20 protein-coding genes are annotated in these 20,558 nt (G+C 42.7%); 10 read left to right on the forward strand and 10 right to left on the reverse strand.

Features of this window, described 5'->3' with window-relative positions:
- The first annotated feature begins 212 nt into the window (after positions 1–212).
- Positions 213–908, forward strand: a complete 696-nt coding sequence (locus Q8J82_RS05660; protein WP_305327911.1) for an OmpW family protein — start codon at positions 213–215, stop codon at positions 906–908.
- A 209-nt stretch (positions 909–1,117) separates the two neighbouring features.
- Here Q8J82_RS05660 and hemN read toward each other — a convergent pair whose 3' ends face one another.
- Positions 1,118–2,506, reverse strand: a complete 1,389-nt coding sequence (hemN, locus tag Q8J82_RS05665) for an oxygen-independent coproporphyrinogen III oxidase (protein WP_305327966.1) — start codon at positions 2,504–2,506, stop codon at positions 1,118–1,120.
- Between the two features lie 271 nt (positions 2,507–2,777).
- On the opposite strand from hemN, the gene fnr reads away from it, so the two are divergent.
- Both fnr and Q8J82_RS05675 read left to right on the forward strand, forming a co-directional pair.
- Positions 2,778–3,509, forward strand: coding sequence for a fumarate/nitrate reduction transcriptional regulator Fnr (gene fnr, locus Q8J82_RS05670; RefSeq protein ID WP_304890004.1), 732 nt, complete (start codon positions 2,778–2,780; stop codon positions 3,507–3,509).
- Between the two features lie 72 nt (positions 3,510–3,581).
- Positions 3,582–4,457, forward strand: a complete 876-nt coding sequence (locus Q8J82_RS05675; RefSeq protein ID WP_305327912.1) for a radical SAM protein — start codon at positions 3,582–3,584, stop codon at positions 4,455–4,457.
- Here Q8J82_RS05675 and ubiM read toward each other — a convergent pair.
- From ubiM to Q8J82_RS05720, 9 genes are all read right to left on the reverse strand, one after another.
- Positions 4,454–5,632: a 5-demethoxyubiquinol-8 5-hydroxylase UbiM gene (gene ubiM / locus Q8J82_RS05680; RefSeq protein WP_305327913.1), complete on the reverse strand. Its 1,179-nt coding sequence runs from the start codon at positions 5,630–5,632 to the stop codon at positions 4,454–4,456. The two genes, Q8J82_RS05675 and ubiM, sit on opposite strands and share 4 nt — an antisense overlap.
- A 3-nt stretch (positions 5,633–5,635) precedes the next feature.
- A complete protein-coding gene (locus Q8J82_RS05685; protein WP_304890001.1) occupies positions 5,636–5,908 on the reverse strand; it encodes a FixH family protein in 273 nt (90 codons plus the stop codon).
- A 69-nt stretch (positions 5,909–5,977) separates the two neighbouring features.
- A complete protein-coding gene (gene ccoG / locus Q8J82_RS05690) occupies positions 5,978–7,504 on the reverse strand; it encodes a cytochrome c oxidase accessory protein CcoG (protein ID WP_305327914.1) in 1,527 nt (508 codons plus the stop codon).
- A 198-nt stretch (positions 7,505–7,702) separates the two neighbouring features.
- Positions 7,703–8,608 (reverse strand): cytochrome-c oxidase, cbb3-type subunit III, encoded by a 906-nt coding sequence (gene ccoP / locus Q8J82_RS05695; RefSeq protein WP_304889999.1) that lies wholly within the window; start codon positions 8,606–8,608, stop codon positions 7,703–7,705.
- A gap of 42 nt (positions 8,609–8,650) precedes the next feature.
- On the reverse strand, positions 8,651–8,788 hold the full coding sequence (locus Q8J82_RS05700; RefSeq protein ID WP_304889998.1) for a cbb3-type cytochrome c oxidase subunit 3: 138 nt from the start codon (positions 8,786–8,788) through the stop codon (positions 8,651–8,653).
- Between the two features lie 32 nt (positions 8,789–8,820).
- On the reverse strand, positions 8,821–9,447 hold the full coding sequence (gene ccoO / locus Q8J82_RS05705) for a cytochrome-c oxidase, cbb3-type subunit II (RefSeq protein ID WP_304889997.1): 627 nt from the start codon (positions 9,445–9,447) through the stop codon (positions 8,821–8,823).
- Positions 9,448–9,458: 11 nt separating this feature from the next.
- Positions 9,459–10,895, reverse strand: a complete 1,437-nt coding sequence (gene ccoN / locus Q8J82_RS05710; RefSeq protein WP_304889996.1) for a cytochrome-c oxidase, cbb3-type subunit I — start codon at positions 10,893–10,895, stop codon at positions 9,459–9,461.
- Between the two features lie 282 nt (positions 10,896–11,177).
- The gene (locus Q8J82_RS05715) at positions 11,178–12,563 is read right to left on the reverse strand and encodes a sigma-54 dependent transcriptional regulator (RefSeq protein WP_305327915.1); all 1,386 of its coding nucleotides are present in this window, start codon (positions 12,561–12,563) and stop codon (positions 11,178–11,180) included.
- Positions 12,564–12,584: 21 nt separating this feature from the next.
- Complete coding sequence (locus tag Q8J82_RS05720; protein ID WP_305327096.1) at positions 12,585–14,273, reverse strand: HAMP domain-containing sensor histidine kinase; 1,689 nt, start codon at positions 14,271–14,273, stop codon at positions 12,585–12,587.
- Between the two features lie 128 nt (positions 14,274–14,401).
- On the opposite strand from Q8J82_RS05720, the gene Q8J82_RS05725 reads away from it, so the two are divergent.
- The 7 genes from Q8J82_RS05725 (at position 14,402) to Q8J82_RS05755 (ending at position 20,548) form a co-directional block, all read left to right on the forward strand.
- Entirely contained in the window at positions 14,402–15,394 is a 993-nt protein-coding gene (locus tag Q8J82_RS05725; protein WP_305327916.1) for a hypothetical protein, read from the forward strand.
- A gap of 16 nt (positions 15,395–15,410) precedes the next feature.
- Positions 15,411–15,890 (forward strand): hypothetical protein, encoded by a 480-nt coding sequence (locus Q8J82_RS05730; RefSeq protein WP_305327917.1) that lies wholly within the window; start codon positions 15,411–15,413, stop codon positions 15,888–15,890.
- Positions 15,891–16,144: 254 nt separating this feature from the next.
- Positions 16,145–16,789, forward strand: coding sequence for a thermostable hemolysin (locus Q8J82_RS05735; RefSeq protein ID WP_304908946.1), 645 nt, complete (start codon positions 16,145–16,147; stop codon positions 16,787–16,789).
- A 15-nt stretch (positions 16,790–16,804) separates the two neighbouring features.
- Positions 16,805–18,337: an AMP-binding protein gene (locus Q8J82_RS05740; RefSeq protein ID WP_305327918.1), complete on the forward strand. Its 1,533-nt coding sequence runs from the start codon at positions 16,805–16,807 to the stop codon at positions 18,335–18,337.
- On the forward strand, positions 18,324–19,037 hold the full coding sequence (locus tag Q8J82_RS05745) for a TenA family transcriptional regulator (RefSeq protein ID WP_304908944.1): 714 nt from the start codon (positions 18,324–18,326) through the stop codon (positions 19,035–19,037). The genes Q8J82_RS05740 and Q8J82_RS05745 overlap by 14 nt, the downstream gene beginning before the upstream one ends.
- Positions 19,034–19,837 (forward strand): SDR family oxidoreductase, encoded by an 804-nt coding sequence (locus tag Q8J82_RS05750; RefSeq protein ID WP_305327919.1) that lies wholly within the window; start codon positions 19,034–19,036, stop codon positions 19,835–19,837. The genes Q8J82_RS05745 and Q8J82_RS05750 overlap by 4 nt, the downstream gene beginning before the upstream one ends.
- Before the next feature lie 69 nt (positions 19,838–19,906).
- Positions 19,907–20,548: a hypothetical protein gene (locus tag Q8J82_RS05755; protein WP_305327920.1), complete on the forward strand. Its 642-nt coding sequence runs from the start codon at positions 19,907–19,909 to the stop codon at positions 20,546–20,548.
- Positions 20,549–20,558: the final 10 nt, after the last annotated feature.

Here is a 20,558-nt window from a genome sequence, read left to right on the forward strand (position 1 = left end):
CACTCCTACATTTTAGCTAGAAGTGCCGCTTTTTCAGAAAGTTAAAATTAACAAGTATTTCTGTTGTAAAAAAACAACTCTCAACTACTTTCATGTGTCTAATTGATACATATCAAATTGCATCATCATTGCACCTCGTAAAATTCACCTATCAAATTAATTTATTTCTAAGTTTTATTTCAAAGTTATATTTCTAAGTGGAGAGTTTTAAAATGAAAAAATCGTTATTAGTATTAGCTTTAGCAGCAGTCACTGCCGCACCTTCTTTTGCAATGGCAGAGGCAGGTGATATTGTTGTGCGTTTACGTGCAACAAATGTTTCACCAAGTGAGAGTAGTAGTTTAGGATCAACAACAACAGCTGCTGGTTTACCAGCAGCTGTCCTTTATGGTAGCCCTAACGCTGAGTTAAAAGTAGGCAACAATACAATTCCCGAGATTGATTTTTCTTACTACATTACTAAGAATATTGCTGCTGAATTGATTTTGGCTGTAGGTACACGTCATGATGTAAGTATTACTCCTGGTACTGGTGCCGTTGCCGCTAACTTGGGTAGCGTTAATTTGTTGCCGCCAACATTAACTGCACAGTGGCACTTTATGCCAGATACTATGTTTGATCCGTATGTAGGTGCGGGTGCTGCCTTCGTGCTTGGTATGGATCGTAGTTTGACTGCGCAAGTTGGACCGAATGCGCTACCAATTCGTATTGAAAGAAGCAACTTTGGTGCTGTGCTTCAAGGCGGTTTCGATATTAACCTGCAAGATAAATGGTTAGTGAACTTTGATGTGAAAAAAGTTTGGGTTAAAACTGATGTTACTTTAGACGCTGGAGCAGGCTTCCAAAAAATTGATAACTTACATATCGATCCATGGGTTGTAAGTATTGGTATTGGTAAAAAATTCTAAGAATTAGAATTTAATATAAAAGATTTCAAAGCTCCACCTTAGCCTCTATCGTTTTCGGTAGGGGCTTTTTTTATGGAGGTTAGTTTGGATATTAGGGCAGGTAATCTCCTTCGACATCCCTTCGACAAGCTCAGGGAACAACTTTTTTGCTCCCTGAGCTTGTCGAAGGGGATGCGCGAATGCCTGAGGGTTTAAAAATTGCTTTGTAGTTAGATGATTTTAGAAAAACGTGCGCGATTGCGGTCAGTTTGCAAGTATCTGTCAAACAGCATGGCAACAGCACGTACAAAAAACCAGCCGGTGTCAGTCACTTGCAAGCCTGTATCATCCAGTTCTACCATGCCAGTGGCTTCTTGCTCTTTAAGCAGTTCCAACTCTTTAGCAAAGTAGCTTTTAAAATCTATCATATACGCCAGCTCGATAGATTCATATTGCAGCGCACCCTGGCACATTATGGCCATAATCACTGCGCGTCGTACTAAATCATCCAGCGATAATGCCAATCCGCGCACGACTGGAAAGCGACCTTGATTTAGATAATCATAATATTCTTCAATAGTTTTAGCATTTTGGCTGTAAGTTGAACCTACCCGGCCTATTGCTGAAACGCCCAGACTGATTAAATCGCAATCTGGTTGTGTACTATAGCCTTGAAAATTACGATGCAACCTGCCTTGCCGTTTGGCGATTGCCAGGTCATCGTCTGGCAGGGCAAAGTGGTCCATACCCACGTATACATAGCCAGCGTTCATAAATGCAGATAATGCATTAGATAGCATGGTGATTTTATCTTGTGCGGCCGGCAGTTCATACTCGCTGATACGGCGTTGTGGTTTGAATCGCTCTGGCAAATGCGCATAACCATAAAGCGCAATTCTGTTAGGCCTGAGTTCTACCACCTGCGCTAATGTGCGGGTAAACGATTCTGGCGTTTGCATGGGTAAACCATAGATTAAATCTACATTCACAGATTCAAACTTCAAACGTCTTGCTGCTTCAACTAATGAAAATACCTGTTCTGCAGGCTGAATGCGGTGTACGGCTTTTTGTACTTCTGGGTCAAAGTCTTGCACGCCGAAGCTCAGGCGGTTAAAACCTAGTTCGGATAAATGTTGCAGACGTGCTTCATTGACGGTACGTGGATCAACTTCGATTGAATATTCACCGTTAGGGGCAAACACAAAGTTACGTTTGAGCATGGTCATCAACTCAAACAACTCGTCATCTGAGAAAAAAGTCGGAGAGCCGCCACCTAAATGCAGCTGAGAGATCGTTTGACCAGTACCTAAGTGCTCTACATGCAAATCAATTTCACGGCTAAGATAGCGTAAATACTCCACGCTACGCTCATGATGCTTAGTGACTATTTTGTTGCATGCACAGAAAAAGCAAAGTGATTCACAAAATGGAATGTGTACGTAAATTGATAAAGGTAGCGCAGCTCCGGCGACTCGTCTTTGCTCCAACGCCAACTTGTAGGATTCTTCTGTAAAAGCCTCTACGAACCTATCCGCAGTTGGGTAAGAGGTGTAACGAGGACCGGAAACATCATATTTCTGCAACATTTCTGTTGTTACGCCAGGCATGATGTAGCTCATGTTTGCCGCTGGAGCAATATTGATTACTTTGTTTGCGGGGTTTTTTAAAAGGCTTTTAGTGGTCATCGTGATACTCCTACTATTTCGTTCAGGATAAGACTATGCCAGTTTTGCTATTAAACCTCCTTGATTCATATCAAATGATGACGCACTGGCTAGTGTGTCAATAGCTACAAAATATTGCGTGAATTTAAAATTGCCACATGTAATCTCTAGCAACTATTAGGCGAAAGCGGTATGCTTATGACCATACCTAAAGCATTAGTAGAATATGAACCTAGCCCTTACCCCAGAAACCATTAAAGTGGCCTGCTCCAACTGTAATTTGCGCGAGCTTTGCATGCCCATCGGCTTTGATAAAGAAGATATGAAAAAACTCGATGAAGTGGTTGCTACGCGCCGTCGAATCAAGCAGGGCGATTTACTTTTTGGTAATGGTGATAAATTCACTTCACTTTATGCGATTAGAACAGGCTTTTTTAAAACCTGCGTTTCTACCGAAGATGGACGTGAACAAGTGACTGGCTTTCAAATGGCTGGTGAAATCATTGGGTTAGACGGTATTGTGAGTGATCATCATAGTTGTAACGCTGTTGCTTTAGAAGATGCTGATGTTTGCGTGATGCCATTTGCTAAAGTGGAAGATTTATCGCGTGAGTTTCCGTTATTGCAGCGCCATGTGCATAAAATTATGAGCCGTGAGATTGTTCGTGAAAACAGCGTCATGATGTTATTAGGTAATATGCGTGCGGAAGAGCGGCTTGCGGCATTTTTATTGAATCTGGTACAACGCTTGCATGCCCGCGGGTTTTCACAGTCTGAACTTACGCTAAGAATGTCGCGCGAAGAAATCGGCAGTTATCTTGGCATGAAGCTTGAAACCGTTAGTCGCGCTTTTTCAAAATTTAGTGATGAAGGTATCATTGAAGTTAAGCAGCGCTATGTACATATTTTAAAACCTGATGCACTGAAAAAGATATTTAATCCACAGGCGTGCATTTAGTATTTTGATACTTAAATCTTGTTACTTAAATCTTGTTTTTCTGTTCTATAGTAATCATTCGCTACTCATTGTATGACCATACAAAACTTCCTTACAGTATCTGATCATAACCGCGATGTAGGCGGCATGAAGTATATTTATCCTGTTGTTTCACGTCGCGCAGGCGGTGTTTCAATCGGTATTAATCTCAATATCAATAATGCCTGCAATTGGCGTTGTGTTTATTGCCAAGTGCCGAATCTCACGCGAGGCACTCCGCCGCCAATTGAGTTGGATGTGTTAGAGCGGGAGTTACGCACATTTTTGAGCTATGCGCTGCATGGTGACTTTATGGAGCGTTATGTGGCTGTTGGCGATAGGCATATTAAAGACATTGCATTTTCTGGCAATGGTGAGCCTACGAGCGCTAAAGAATTTCCTGAAGTGGTGCTTTTAGTTGAAAAAGTACTGACTGATTTCAATTTGCTTGGTGATTCATTGAATACCAAGCAAATAAATCCCATCAAAATCAGGGTAATTACCAATGGAAGCTTGATGGATAAGCCAGCAATACTGGCTAGCATTAGTCACCTAGCTAAGTGCAATGGAGAGGTGTGGTTTAAGATTGATGCAGGTACTAAAGAAGGTATTGTACGCATCAACGATGTGAACCTGAATCCGCAAAGTCATCTACAACGCCTTAAAAACTGTGCAAAAGCATGCCCGACTTTTATTCAAACCTGCATGTTTGCATTGGATGGTCAGCCGCCATCAGAGAGTGATATTTCAGCGTATCTGACGCTGATTAGTCAGGTTAAGGACGTTGTTCAAGGGGTGCATTTGTACGGGTTGGCCCGGCCATCTTATCAGGCTGAAGCCCCGAGACTTAGCCGATTGTCAGTTGAGTGGCTGGAGGGCGTTGCAGAGCGTATACGTCAGTTAGGTCTTGACGTATACGTCAATCCTTAACGGGCGTCTGCTAAAAACCCTGCTACAGCACGTTTAAACGGCGTGATGCGATTACCTATGCGGAGTGCCCCAGCGCGTAGTAGTCTGGCCGGCGGGCTATTACCCCCGTAAATTTTAGCAATCGCATGGGTAGCAATAAATAGCGGACGTGTATCGCGCCGATGCGCTTGTTCATAACGTAGCAGAAGGCTATGCGAAGCGATATCTTTATCTGATGCAATAGCTACTTTTATTTCGGCTGACAAGGTGGCAATCCCTTTTAAGCCAAAATTAAAGCCATGCGCAGTGACCGGATGCATACCAACGGCGGCGTCACCGACTAATGCAAAACGCTCACCTATTAAACGCTTGGAATATACGGTAACTAATGGGTATGCGTGGCGCGTGGAGATAAGGCGCATTGCCCCAAGTCTATGTTTGAATCGCGCCGAAACCTCACGGTTAAAATCATCTTCGTGCATTTTCATCAGGCGATTCATTTCATCTGGCGCTAGTGTAATGACGACAGATGAGCGCGACCCATTCATGGGTAAAAGTGCTAAAGTTTGTCCGTAGTCAAACCATTCCCAAGCAGTATGCTCGTGCGAAACAGGGTGCTCCATGACGCACACCATCATTGTTTTTCCAAAATCATGCATATCTGCTGCAATGCCCATTGCACGACGTGTTTCGGAGAAACGGCTGTCTGCACCAATCAATAATTTTGCCTGAATGACTTCTCCGTCATCAAGCGTAATTTCAGCACTATTCGAATTTGTCTGAATGTTTGTTACTTGTACTTCTGTTTTAAGTGCAATGGCAGGTGATTGTTTAATCGCTTCGTATGCGGCCTTGCGTATGAGGTGGTTTGAAATCAAATAACCGAGCTCAGTTTGCTTGGTATCCCGATGGCCGATATTTAATGAGAAGGGTGAGGAACCATTGAAAACACGTGCATCCCGCAAGGGAGAAATTGCCTGCGGTTCAATATGCGCCCATAAACCTAACTCGCGCATTAGTTTTGCTGAGTGATGCGTTAACGCTATCTCGCGACCATCAAAAGCAGGCGATGACAATGAGGTTTCAGCTTGGCGTTCGAGTACAACAATTTTTAAACCAGTTTCAGCGAGTGATTTAGCGAGGCATAAACCTGCTGGCCCAGCTCCAATGATTGCAACATCGGCTATGGTCATCATGGCTTAGGGTTTAACTGACCTGTCTTGTATTGGCTTAAGCCCGGTAGCGGCATGGTTGCGAGCCTGACCTGCTGGCGCAAATTCATCGCGTTGTTCATTCAGTGTTTTATTGATTTCTATGCCTTTGCGATAATAATCATCATCAATTACAGGGTCTGGTCTACTGACGGCTAGATACAAGGTAATAAAGCCAGCGATAATGACTAACAGCGGCCCGGAAATGAGGAACCAGACGTAGCCATAATTCCACCAGGGTTTGGTATCTAGTGTTTCCATTGTGTACTCCTTAAATTTGTATTTGGTTATATGTTACTGATTAACTATATGTACTTATTGTTTAAATGACTATTGCCTTGGAACCAGGAATACCGATTTTTCTGTAATAGTTTCCTTGCTTTCAAGTGCCTGTATTTCAAACATGATTTTATGTGAACCTGATTTTTCTGTTCCATCAGGGATTTTCAAATCTACAATAATCCAACGAGACTCGGCTGGCTTTACTAAAATTGCCTTATTTTCATTTTCTTCATCTTCGATATTTTTTGAATCCTCTGACTTTAATGCCTGATTCATATCTTTGGAATCTTTAGCGGGTTTTTTATTTTTTGCAACTTTAGTTTCAATTTCCAAGTCTTTAAGACCACTGACATTGAGCTTGAAGTGTTGTGTGCTCTCAGTGCCATTCATGATTTGTAAACGATAGACATTTTCAATCATTCCATCATCGGTCATACGCGCAATTACACCATCACGTACCACGTTAACTCTAAACGGTGTTCTCAACCACAAACTTGCCAGTAAGCTCACAATTAGCAAGATAAGCACAGCTGAGTAAATTAGGACACGTGGTCTTAAAATACGTTGCAACATTTGTTTGTGTGTCCATTTATTGTCGACTGCATTCTGTGTAGAGTATTTGACTAAACCGCGCTCATAGCCCATTTTATCCATCACGGTATCACATACGTCGGCGCAAGCACCACAACCAATGCACTCATATTGCAAACCTTTGCGAATATCAATTCCAGTTGGACAAACCTGTACACATAGGTTGCAATCAATACAGGAACCCAATTCTTTGGAATTTACTTCTACTTTACGTGATCTGCCACCGCGCGGTTCACCGCGTGCTTCATCGTAGGTGACGATTAGCGTGTCATCATCAAACATTGCACTTTGAAAGCGTGCGTAAGGACACATGTATTTACAGACTTGCTCGCGCATAAATCCAGCATTGCCATAAGTAGCAAAACCGTAAAAGCATATCCAAAAGGTTTCCCATGGGCCTAGATTTAAGCTCAACACTGATTGGCTAAGTTCACGTATAGGGGTGAAGTAGCCGACAAAGGTAAAGCCAGTCCATAACGCAAAGGCAATCCAAACAAAGTGCTTGGCAGCTTTTCTGCTAAATTTTTTGGAAGACATGTCAGCTGCATCTAGTCGCATGCGTGCAGCACGGTCGCCTTCAATCTTTCTCTCTATCCAAAGGAATATTTCAGTATATACCGTCTGAGGGCAGGCATAGCCACACCATAAACGCCCAGCAATGGCGGTAAATAAAAAGAGCGAAAGTGCTGAGATGATTAGAATTGCCGTGAGGTAAATCAGGTCTTGCGGATATAGCACCAAGTTGAAGATATAAAAGCGCTTGGTTTCCAAGTTAAATAATAAGGCTTGGCGACTACCCCAGTCTAGCCAGGGTACACCATAAAAAAACAGCTGGGTCAGCCAAATCATGACCCAGCGCCACTTGGTAAAGAATCCAGAAACACTACGTGGATAAACCTTATCTTGCGCTTCGTACAGCGAAATGACGACTTCGTTTAAGGGAATCGTTTTTTCCGCTGATTTAGCGCCAGGTGTTTCTTTCATTCATCCTACTTTCATTAACCAATTACGACTTAAGGGCACCTCTATAAATACAATTTTCGTTATTATACGGCGTTGCGAACAAAAAATAACTCCTTATATATCAACTATATACCGCGTCGCTATTTTTTGTTCACGCCTTGTCTAATTTAGAAACTTGTATTTATAGAGATGCCCTTAATACATTGCCGATATCCGGCATTATTTATTATTTGAAAAACCCCAAACATAAGCTGTTAAAACTTGTATTTGTGCAGGCGTAAATTTACCTTCCTGTGCAGGCATGTGGTTTATGACACCTTCATTAATACGTTTGATAATGGCCGCTTCACCTGCACCATGTAACCAAACATTATCCGTCAGATTAGGTGCACCTATCGCTTGATTCCCTTTTCCATCCGCACCATGACATGCAGCACATACAGCAAACTTTTCTTTACCTAATCCTGCACGGCCTGAGTCAAACATACTGCCTGATAAACTAAGCACATAATTGGCAACGTTTTTCACATCATCCTGAGTACCTAACGCTGCTGCTAAAGGTGGCATCATAGCATTGCGACCAGCAACAATCGTTTCATGTATTTTTTCAGGACTACCACCATGTATCCAGTCGTTATCGGTCAGATTTGGGAAGCCACGGCTACCACGAGCATCTGAACCATGACATTGTGAACAGTTATTCATAAATAAACGTTCACCAATGGCATGAGCCTCTGGGTTTTTTGATAGCTCTTCTACTGGCATAGCTGCAAACTTGGCGTATAAAGGTTCTAACGCCTTGTTTGCTTTAGCAACTTCCTTGTCATACTGATTGTTTTGTGTCCAGCCTAACTTGCCGGCAAAACTGCCTAAGCCAGGATATGCAGCTAAATAGAACAGAGAAAAGATGATAGTGATGATAAACATCCAAACCCACCAGCGGGGTAGTGAATTATTCATTTCACGAATATCCTCATCCCACACATGGCCACTGGTATTGTCACCGCTTGCACTTACTACCTTAATTTTGCTGGTTAGCCACAACAACAGCGCACAGCCAAAAATACCACCTAGTGCAATGACTGTAATGAACATAGGCCAAAAACTACTTGTAAAGTCACTCATTTTATTTTCCTTTATTCTTCATCATGTGAAGTTTTCTTAACCTTAATCTTCTTTAAAAGGCAGGTTGGCTGCATCTTTAAAGTCTGAAGTGTTTCGACGCCGCCAAACCCAGACCAGGATGCCAATAAACACAATAAAACTAACAATGGTCGCCAAGATTCGAAGTGTATTAATATCCATTTTGAGTTCTCTGTTAATTTCTGAAGTTTAGGTTACTTTAAGTGAATGCCTAAAACCTGCAGATACGCAATCATTGCATCCATCTCAGTTTTACCTTTTACTTCTTCTGCTGCACCCGCAATATCAGCATCGGTATAAGGCACACCTACTTTACGCAATGCTTTCATGTGTGAAGGCATTGCATCAGCATCGACTAGATTAGTTTCTAACCATGGGTAGGCTGGCATAATGGACTCAGGTACAAGGTCGCGCGGGTTAATTAAGTGAATGCGTTGCCATTCATCACTGTATTTCCCACCTACACGATGTAAGTCTGGGCCAGTACGTTTACTACCCCATTGGAATGGGTGGTCGTAAACAAACTCGCCAGCTACAGAATAGTGACCATAACGTAGTGTTTCAGCACGGAACGGACGAATCATTTGTGAATGGCAGTTGTAGCAACCTTCACGCGTGTAGATATCACGCCCTGCTAATTGTAACGACGTATAAGGCATCAACCCTTTGATTGGTTCAGTAGTGGATTTTTGGAAAAACAGTGGCACGATTTCCACTAGTCCGCCAAAAGCTACTGTAATTAAAATCAACACAACCATTAAAAAACTATTGGTCTCAATTTTATCGTGGCTGAACCCACTTTTTTTATCTTCATTTGACATGATGTTTTTCCTTAAGCGTGGGCAGCAACAGGTGGAATCGCAACAACAGCAGCTTTACCGCTTGTTGCCGTTTTAATCACATTCCACAACATAATAATCATACCGCTTAGGTAAAGCAGACCACCTAAGGTACGGATGATGTAGTACGGTTGTTTAGCTTTAACGCTTTCTACAAATGTATAAGTCAGTGTGCCGTCAGCGTTGATAGCGCGCCACATTAAGCCTTCCATCACACCTGAAATCCATAATGCAGATATATACAACACAATACCAATCGTTGCTAACCAGAAATGCAACTCAATGGCTTTGATGCTATGCATTTGTTTTTGACCAAACAAGCGCGGCACCATAAAGTAAAGTGAACCCATAGAAACCAAGCCCACCCAGCCTAAAGCGCCAGAGTGCACGTGACCTACCGTCCAGTCAGTGTAGTGTGAGAGTGAGTTTACGGTTTTAATCGCCATCATTGGGCCTTCAAACGTACTCATACCGTAGAAAGACAATGAAACAATCAAGAAGCGTAAGATAGGGTCAGTACGCAATTTGTGCCATGCACCAGACATTGTCATGATACCGTTGATCATACCGCCCCAGCTTGGTGCTAATAAAATCAGCGAGAACACCATACCTAAAGACTGAGTCCAGTCAGGTAATGCTGTGTAATGTAAGTGGTGAGGACCCGCCCACATGTAGGTGAAAATTAATGCCCAAAAGTGCACAATAGACAAGCTATATGAATAAACAGGACGACCAGCTTGTTTAGGTACAAAGTAGTACATCATGCCCAGGAAACCAGCAGTAAGGAAGAAACCAACCGCGTTATGACCATACCACCATTGCACCATGGCATCTTGTACGCCAGCGTAAGCGGAGTAAGACTTCATGTAGCCAGCAGGGATTGCAGCACTGTTTACGATGTGTAGCAAGGCTACTGTAAGGATAAATGCACCTAAGAACCAGTTAGCTACATAAATGTGTTTAACATTACGCTTGGCGATAGTGCCAAAGAACACGACTGCATAAGACACCCAAACTACAGCAATAAGCAAATCGATTGGCCATTCTAATTCAGCGTACTCTTTACCTTGCGTAAAGCCCAAAGGTAATGAAACTGCTGCAGAGAGAATCACCAGTTGCCAACCCCAAAAGGTAAATGAGGCGAGTTTTGGCATAAACAGGCTGGTTTGGCAGGTACGCTGCACGATATAGTAAGACGTAGCAAATAAAGTACATCCGCCAAATGCAAAAATCACTGCATTAGTATGAAGTGGACGTAAGCGGCCGAAACTTGTCCACGGTAAACCGAGATTGAGTTCTGGCCAGACAAGCTGAGCGGCGATAATGACGCCGACCAGCATACCCACCACGCCCCAAACCACGGCCATGATTGAAAATTGCCGTATAACACCATCGCTATACGTGGTTGATTGAGTTTTTAGATCTTGCATTTGGTTCCCCCATAGCACTTATTGATAATTCTTTGTGAGTTTCACACGTGACATTTTGTCGCACCAAGCCAAAAGCCCAATTGATTTATATCAACAGGTATGCAGAATGCGCATATTTTCTAATGCAGACTATTTAAGGTGATTTGATAGCCTGCACCAGAATTAGTTGCTCTAAAGAGTGTAATTTTACAGGATTTATACCATTCTGGTATTGGAAAATTAATGCCAATTTCATACAAAAATGCAGAATCCTCATTTGCATCTAACCAAATACTAGGCAAGCTAGTGATTAGTTAGATTGTAACGACTTAATTTGTACCATAGTGTACGTTCGCTTATATTGAGTAGCTTAGCTGCGCGGCTCTTATTGTCATTAGCTTGATTAAGTGCTTCTGTAATCATTTGCATTTCAAGTGATTGCACTGCATCTGGAAGGGATAGTGACGCAGTGTGCTGTGCTGCTTCAGGCATTTTGGATTTTAAGCTGTGATGAATGTCATTGTTTGAATGTATGTCTGCAGGTAAATGCTGGACATGAATAGTGTGCCCTCCACAGACTATTGCAGCACGTTCCAACACATTTTCTAACTCACGCACATTGCCCGGCCATGAATAAGATTGCAGCATGCGTATCGCGCTATCGTCAATACTGATATTGCGTTTTTTTAGAAAATGAGCGGCTAGTATTTCAATGTCACTTAACCGGTCACGCAATGGCGGTAAGTCAATACGAAAAACATTGAGTCGGTAATATAAGTCTTCACGTAACTTGCCCTCTTTAATGGCGTGCATGGGGTCGCGATTCGTTGCAGCCAAGACACGGATATCCACGCTCAATGGGCGGTTGCTGCCAAGTCGTTCAATCGTGCCTTCTTGAAGCGCCCGAAGTAGCTTGGCTTGCAAGGAAATTGGCATTTCAGTGATTTCATCTAAAAACAACGTACCGCCATCGGCCAATTCAAATTTACCTACGCGCTCTTTGACTGCGCCGGTAAAAGCGCCGCGTTCGTGGCCAAACAATTCAGACTCCAGCATTTCAGATGGAATGGCGGCGCAGTTCACCGCCACAAACAGCGAGTTTTTTCTCGGTGATTGTTGATGAATTGCACGGGCTACCAGTTCTTTGCCTGTACCTGTTTCGCCTGTAATCATTACGGTTACTTTTTCTGCGGCTACTTGCGAAATGGCATGATGCACTTTGCAAATTCCTGGACTTTCGCCAATAAGACATTTGCTAGTAAGGCTTTTTCCGCTTTGATTGGCTTCATCACGCAGAAATTGATTTTCTAGTTTTAATCGAGTGATAGAAAGCGCACGGCTAATGCCGATTTCAAGCGTTTCTAAATCAAATGGTCGTAGAATATAATCCGAAGCGCCCAATTTCATTGCTTGCACGGCGGAAGCAATTTCGCCTTGTGCTGTAACAATAATAACGGGAATCTCAATATTTTCAGTTCGCATGGCTTCCAGCAGTTTTAAGCCATCCATCACCGGCATGTGTAAATCGCTTACAACCAGGTCGACATTGTCATCTCGCAATATACGGAGTGCCTCCTGGCCATTTTCTGCCACTATCGGCTGGTAACCAGCCTGACGTAAACTAATTTCCAGTAAACGGCGCATGTGGGGTTCATCGTCAACCGCGAGAATACGTTTTTGCTGATTCATTGATTGATATATCCCATAAATTTATTCCGTAGCATAAGTTGGTAATTGCAGTCGAAACTCTGCGCCACCTAAAGAGCTTTGGTGAACGCTAATATTGCCATGATTTGCAATTACAATTTGTTTAACAATAGCTAAACCTAAGCCTATACCACCCCTACGTTTAGTAAAAAATGGCTCGAATATTTGACTACGCAGTTCAACTGGAATACCGGGGCCGTTGTCGGCAACTACGACTAATACTTGATCAATCGTGCTCGTAACCTTCAGTATAATATTGCCACCGTCCGGTAATACTTGAATAGCATTGAGCAGTAAATTTAATAAAACCTGCGTAATCTGTTCTGTGTCACATAGCGCGACTGGATTTTCGCCGGTCTCACAAATCAGCGCTATATGTTTGTTCTCAGCTTGCGTGCGGAGCATCGCAACACATTGCTCTGCAAGTTCTGCAACATTGGTTTGTTTGAATTCTGGCAGTCGTGGTCGGGCCGAGTCAATGAGTGCTGATACTAGCTTATTTAAACGCTCGGTTTCGCTAATAATGAATCCGCAGACTTCACGACCCTCTTCGCTAATTTCAGGTTCACGTAACAACACTTGTGCTGAGGAGCGCAAAATTCCCAGAGGCGTACGTACTTCGTGGCTCATTGCCGCTGCCATTTCACCCACAACTGCCAGTTTTGCAGCACGGGTCAGATTTTCTTTGGAGCGCTCAAGGTCACTAATCATTTTACTGAATGCGCTTGAAAGCGCAGTGATTTCTAAAGGCTCTATGAAACTTCCATTGCTTGGAGGTAGTGCATTACTTGGCTCACGAATAAAATTATTTGCAAAAGCGGTGAGTTTTACCAATGGTTTGGTTAATGCCGTGGCTACAGGAACCGCGATTAAACTTGCCAGTACGATAGTCGCAATCAATAAGCCAATGAAAATATAGGCCATTTGCCGAATAGGTGCTAATGCGTCTAAACGATATTGTGCAATGACTACATGCCAGGCAAATCCGTTATAACCTTGGTAACCTTTGGATTTGGAAGTTGTCGAAATTTTTTCTTTGGACTGTATGTCAGACCAGCGCTTAGTCATTGATAATACAGTGTTATTGCTATCTAGTAATGCGGCACCGCTTCTTCCTGTAACTGCGCTTTCTAAAATATTGCTAATTTGTTTCCAATTAAAAACAGTGACTAATGTACCAAGTTTATTACCCTCAAAAGCATCTTTAATCTCAGCTGAAATCAGTAGTTGTGCATTCTCAATCGGTGCAATACGCACATCATTTCCCTGAATTTTTGTACTTAGCCAATCGCTGACAGTCGATTGTTGTTTACCAATGTTTTCTGCATTACTGGAGGCAATGACAATGCCCTTGTTATCAACCACATAAAGCTCATGATAAATATCATGGTAGCTGTATTTTGAGTCACTCAAAAACTTGGATAGTCGTTTGTCGACATCGCCAATTCTTATATCCTGCATGATTTCCAGCTGGCTCCAGGACGCTGTGTTATGCAAACGTTCGAACATGATACGGTCAATTTCATCTACGGTGGCTGTCGCCCGTGTTTGGGTGTCATGATCAATTTCGGTTTTTAATGCACTACGTGCTTCAAAAAAAGCCATGCCTGTTACCAGTATGGTTGGTAGCAAACCTACTAGCAAAAATGCACCTAGTAATATAAAGCGTATTGGTAAGGCTTTTCGTAACATCTGGTTTAATGCGAGAATGAAAGCATGGTAGGTTGCAATAAAATGTATGCCAAAGTAATTTATACCAAATAATTAATTGAGTAAATTGGAATGATATACCGATGTTAGCTTTTAGAGATGGAGAAGTTATGCGTAAATCACTGCTATTTTTTATCAGTTTGATAATCGTTTTAGCCGTTGGTCATGCTAAGGCGGCTGAACCCATTGATTCATCAATATGGGATAATTTTAATCTAGGTGGTTATTCAAGTGCAGGCGTTAATGTTCACCCTGGAGGAAAAGCTGATGGTGCAGTGAATGAAATTAGCCTGATAGTTAGCTGGGAAAATAGCAGCCGTTTTCGTTTTTTCACTGAACTTGAGTTGGAGCGGCCGCTAAGTTTTAATGATGACCATACCGTTGTTGGAAAAAATTTTTATTTCGATTTAGAGCGACTATATGTGGACTACAACTTATCCGAAAAGGCTAACCTTCGCGCCGGGCGATTCTTAAACCCAACAGGCCGCTGGAATCTACTTCATGCAGCACCCCTTGTTTGGACATCTTCGCGCCCGCTAGCCACTAGTCGGCTATTTCCATTATTTAGCAATGGCTTGATGTTTTACGGAGCGGTGCCGTTAACTGGTAATGCACTTGAGTACAGTGTATTTGCCGAGGTGTTAAAAGATCAAGATAATGATAAAGGAGAAATTCCTTTTGAAGATACCAAAGGTGTTCGCCTCAACCTTTCCGGAAAAGTAAATTGGGGAATTTCTCTAATGGAGTTCAGCGAGAAAATTCCGAGTAACGTTAAATTTCATATGGTGGGCTTAGATTTCTTAGTTAAGCATGAAGACTGGGAATTTAGTGGAGAGGCTTTTCAGCGTTATAGCAATAAAGATAATGATGGCGGCAATGGTGTCTATTTGCAGGGAATTGCGCCACTTGGTAATCGGTGGTTTGCTGTTGCGCGGGTAGAAAGTTTCAAGCATCCTGTTGAAGGTTCGAGTGAGCGCTGGCTGTTAGGCACTGCATGGCGTATGACACCTAGCAGAATACTTAAGATAGAGTATGTGGCTGGCGATGAAGAACGAGCGGAATCGCCTAAGGGCTTGCTAGCTTCGTTTGCCATTTTATTTTAATGCGTAAATGATGCTGATGCACAAGTTCCCATTTCTAAAATTGTTTGCGACTCTGTTGCTATGTGGCTTTGTAGTTAAAGCCAATGCAGATGTGATTGCGGTGATTGTGCCGCATAACCAAACTATTCATCAGATAGGCAGTAGCGAGCTTTCGTTGATATTTTGGCGTAAAAAATTATATTGGGCGGATGGAAAGCGCATACAGACTTTGAATTACGCCTCAAACAACTCAATCAGGATTCAGTTTTCACTCGCTATTTTAAAAAGTATGCCAGAAACACAAGCTGATTATTGGAACGGATTATATTTCCATGGCATTTCACCACCTTACGTCGTGAGCTCTCAAGAGGCTATGCTTAGATTTGTGGCAGATTCACCTGGTGGTATAGGATATATCGATGCTTGCAAGCTTGATGATCGAGTTAAGCCGATTGCTTGGATTAGCGCTGGTCGCAATCTATTAAGCAGCGCTCCGGAATTGAACTGTCCTGAATAGGTGTGACTGTATTTATTAAGAAGTAATTTAATGAAAAGCACTTGAAAACCCTACGAAATTTGCAGGGTGGACACGCGATTTTCACTGCAAGTCTACAAAAATTGCAGCTTTTAGTAAGTTATAACGCAATACTAATCTATGTGAAAAATATATTAACATGATGATTTTTAATGGTTTATCTTTAAAATTATCAATTAATCCCTTAGGTGGCATACTCCTTGCAGCTATTTAAAGCATTCGTAAAGGAGTGTTTTATGTTGTATGCACAACAATTAAATGATTTAACTATCCCAATGGATACGGCAACTGCGGGCTGTAAAAGTGCCGCTATTCATTTGCATGGTTCGCAACCTGTAGTAACCGCAATTTCAGGGCTAAACGCGCCAGACAGAGCAGAGTTGGAAGATTTTGTGCGCACTATATTCAGGCGTGCGCACAAGGCAGAAATCAGTCACTTCATGCCTAAACTATTAAGTGTTCGTGATGCTAAAGGTAATTTGCTGGCAGTTTGCGGGTTGCGACACGCCGATCAGGAAAAATTGTTTTTAGAGACTTATTTAGATGCCCCGATTGAAGCGCTTTTGTCACAGCACAATCATACTGCAATTGATCGCGAGTCCGTTTTAGAGGTGGGGAATTTAGCAGTTGCGGACCCTGTAAATGTACGAAGCTTACTTGCCAGCATAAGTCTGTATTTACATAGCACACATTCAGAATGGGCCGTATTTACCGGAATATCAGTGTTACGCAACTCCTTAATTAAGCTCAATATGTCTTTGCAATTATTGGGTGAAGCCAATATTCATCGTATTCCAGAGCAAGAGCGCGCGGCTTGGGGGACTTATTACAACGAACGTCCGCAAGTGGTGGCCATCCGCCGTATGCAGCCTACTTTATAAATAGGTTTCAATATCTTGAATTCTCAATATCAATCCACTCTGACTGCGATAGCGCAGTTTGCTGCAGAGTCTCCCAATAAAATTGCTTTACAAGGCAGGGCAACAGAAACCTTAACGTATGCGGACTTGGTAGTTTCAATAGAATTGACGAGATATAGGCTAAATCGTGCTAATGCAAATGTATTAGGCATTGCGATGGATAATTCCCCAGCATGGGCAATCGTTGATTTAGCCGCTATGCAATTAAATTTACCAGTTGTTCCGCTGCCTTATTTCTTTTCTGCAGAACAGACCGCTCATGCAATTGATGACGCAGGCATCAATGTAGTATTGAGTGACCAGCCTATTTTATTTAAGCAAATGCTCGATTTGTACGGGAAAAAAATATTGCAGGAAAAGCAATATTTGATAGGGGACAAGGTACTTACAGAACTTATTCTTGATTCAGAAAAGGTAAGTGAACTTCCAGCAGGAACGGCTAAAATCACTTACACATCAGGCACAACCGGTAAGCCAAAAGGTGTGTGTTTAGATGCGGCTGCATTGAACCGGGTATCACACTCATTATTAGAAGTGACTAAGGCACGGCCAACAGATCGGCACTTAAATATATTGCCGCTATCTACCTTGCTGGAAAATATTGCTGGCTTGTATGTACCGCTTTTGGCGGGGGCAACAGCCATTTTAATGCCATCCTCACAGGTGGGGTTAACTGGTGCAACGGGCTTGAATGTTGCAACTATGATGGAAGCATTAAACGCTTCAAAAGCTACAACAACAGTGCTGACTCCAGAGCTGCTTGCCGCGTTGGTAACAGCGATAGAATCCGGCTATTCAAAACCGCCTTATTTAAGGTTTGTTGCCGTTGGTGGCGCTTCCGTGTCTCCCCAGTTACTTAATCGGGCAGCCGCGCTTGGTTTACCAGTTTATGAAGGATATGGTTTATCCGAGTGCGCATCTGTAGTTGCGCTTAATCCCCCGTACAGCAACAAAATAGGCAGTGTAGGAAAGACATTGCCACATGTCGCCATTAAATTTTCCGGTGATGGTGAGATTCTGGTTAAAGGCGCTAGTCTGCTTGGCTACACTGGAGATACAAATAATGAACAGTGCGCCGAATATTTCCCTACAGGTGACATAGGTCATTTTGATGATGACGGGTATTTGTATATTACGGCCCGTAAAAAGAACCAGTTTATTACCTCGTTCGGCCGAAATGTCGCTCCAGAATGGGTGGAGCGGGAGCTAACGATGTCACCCTTCATTGCGCAGGCCGCTGTATTCGGTGAGGCCAGGCCGTGGAATGTGGCGATTATCGTGCCTGCAAAAAATGCAATCCCAGCAGAAGTGGATATGAGTATCGCAGAAATTAACCAATCATTACCTGATTACGCGCGTGTCAGTCAGTGGATATTGGCCGAAGCGCCATTTTCACCGCAGAACAATCAACTTACCAGTAATGGCCGCATACGCCGAATTACCATTTGGCAGCAATATCAACAAAAAATTGATGAAAAATATAAGGAACAAAGTTATGCCGTTTTATGAAACATTATTAAGCGAGACAGAAAAAGAGCGAGAGGCATTATTTAACTTGCCCTTGATAAAGGCAGGGGCGGCCGGTCAAGTAAAACTTCCTGCCTATGTAGCATTTTTAACCGAAGCTTATCACCATGTAAAACATACTATTCCGCTTCTTATGCTGTGTGGATCAAAACTGCCGGAACATTATGAATGGCTGCGTGAGGCTGTTGCAGAATATATTGAAGAAGAATTAGGTCATCAGGAGTGGATACTGAACGATATTAACGCATGTGGCACAGATGCCGAGACAGTGCGTCATGGTCAGCCTGGCCTCTCGACGGAAATCATGGTGGCTTACGCCTATGACATGATAAATCGCGTCAATCCGATTGGGTTTTTTGGCATGGTATTGGTGCTTGAAGGCACTAGCGTAGCGCTGGCGACGCAAGCAGGGGCTTCATTGCAAAGTAGCCTCGGCCTGCCTAATAAAGCTTTTAGTTATTTAACTTCACACGGGGCTTTAGATGTTGGCCACACCGAATTTTATGCTGGGCTGGTTAATAAGATTGAAGATAAAAAAGAACGTGCTTTACTGATTCGTAGTGCTAAAAACTTTTACAAACTATACGGAGATATTTTTCGTGAGTTGGGTAACCGTTTTATACCAGAACACTTTATTTCATCTAACCTGATTCCATCTAACTCGCAGCAGGTTGCGGTATGAATCTGAATGGTAAACGTATTCTATTAACAGGCGCTGCAGGCGGTATAGGCCAGCCTTTGGCTTTTGCGCTATCTAACAAGGGAGCTAAGTTAGCCTTAGTCGATAGGGATGAAGCACGCATTAATGCATTATGCGAGAAGATCAATCAATTAGGCGGGACTGCAGTCGCCATCGTCAATGATTTTCAGGCGAATGAAGCCGCGCAGACCGTAGTGGATGCAGCAATAAGTCTTTTAGGTGGTATTGATATATTAATCAATAGCGCGGGCATTCTTGATTTTACTTTGTTTCAGGAACAGGACATGGCCCGTATTGCACAAATGATGCATATCAATGCCATCGTGCCTATCCAGCTCACGCGCGCTTTATTACCTGGTTTATTAGCACAGAATGGCGGGCAAATCGTGAATATAGGCTCTATTTTTGGCTCAATAGGTTTTCCGCATTATGCGACTTATAGCGCTAGTAAATATGCAGTGCATGGTTTTTCGCAAGCGCTAAGGCGTGAACTGGTTGATAGCGACATCACCGTGACCTACATCGCGCCCCGCGCGATTAAAACAGCCATGAACGACCAAGTAGCGGCAAAAATGCTGGCAGCAACCAACACTGCCATGGATGAGCCGCGTGTAATTGTTGCAGAAATCATCAAAGCCATGGAGGCTGATAAACATGAACACTATATTGGTCAGCCAGAATCATTCTTTGCCTGGCTCAATGGCTTTTTGCCTGGCGCAGTCAATATGGGTTTAAAGAAACAAGCAAGAATAGCACGGCAATTTATTGCTGGTAGAAGTTAAGTGCCAGCAAAAATTAAGCTGGAACTATTGCGTTAAGCGTTATCCATTTAGAGATTAAGGAAAAATTAAATGAAAAACATGATGTTATTACTAAGTTTTATTGCACTTTCAACCTCAGCATTTGCTGATGAAAAATTAGATTCAGAGATTGCCCAGATACAACACGAATGGGCAAAAGCTAATTACCAAACCCCAAAAGATGCGCAAGAAGATGCTTTTAAAGTTTTAACTGAACAAGCACATCAATTAACAGTCAACAGTGAAAATGCACCAGAAGCCATGATATGGGAGGGTATTTCATATAGTGGCTATGCAAAAGCCAAAGGTGGTATTAGCGCTTTAAAGTACGCTGAAAAGGCACGTGATTTACTACTGGCAGCAGAAAAAGCCAACCCAAATGTACTGCAAGGTTCAGCCTATACCAGTCTAGGTTCTTTATATTACAAAGTGCCCGGTTGGCCTATCGGTTTTGGTGACAAGAAAAAAGCGCGCGCTTACTTAGAAAAAGCTTTGCAAGTTAACCCTGCTGGCATAGACCCAAATTACTTTTATGCAGACTTTTTAAATGAACAAGGTAATTACGTTAAAGCTGTGGAGCATTATAAAAAGGCGTTAGTAGCACCTGCCCGTGCTGGACGTGAGGATGCAGATGCTGGCCGTAGAAAAGAAGTTGAAGAAGGTTTAAAAGCAGCGGAGAAAAAAATCAAGTAAAACGTGTAAG

Origin of the sequence: Methylotenera sp., assembly GCF_030684185.1 — a bacterium.
Classification (GTDB): domain Bacteria; phylum Pseudomonadota; class Gammaproteobacteria; order Burkholderiales; family Methylophilaceae; genus Methylotenera.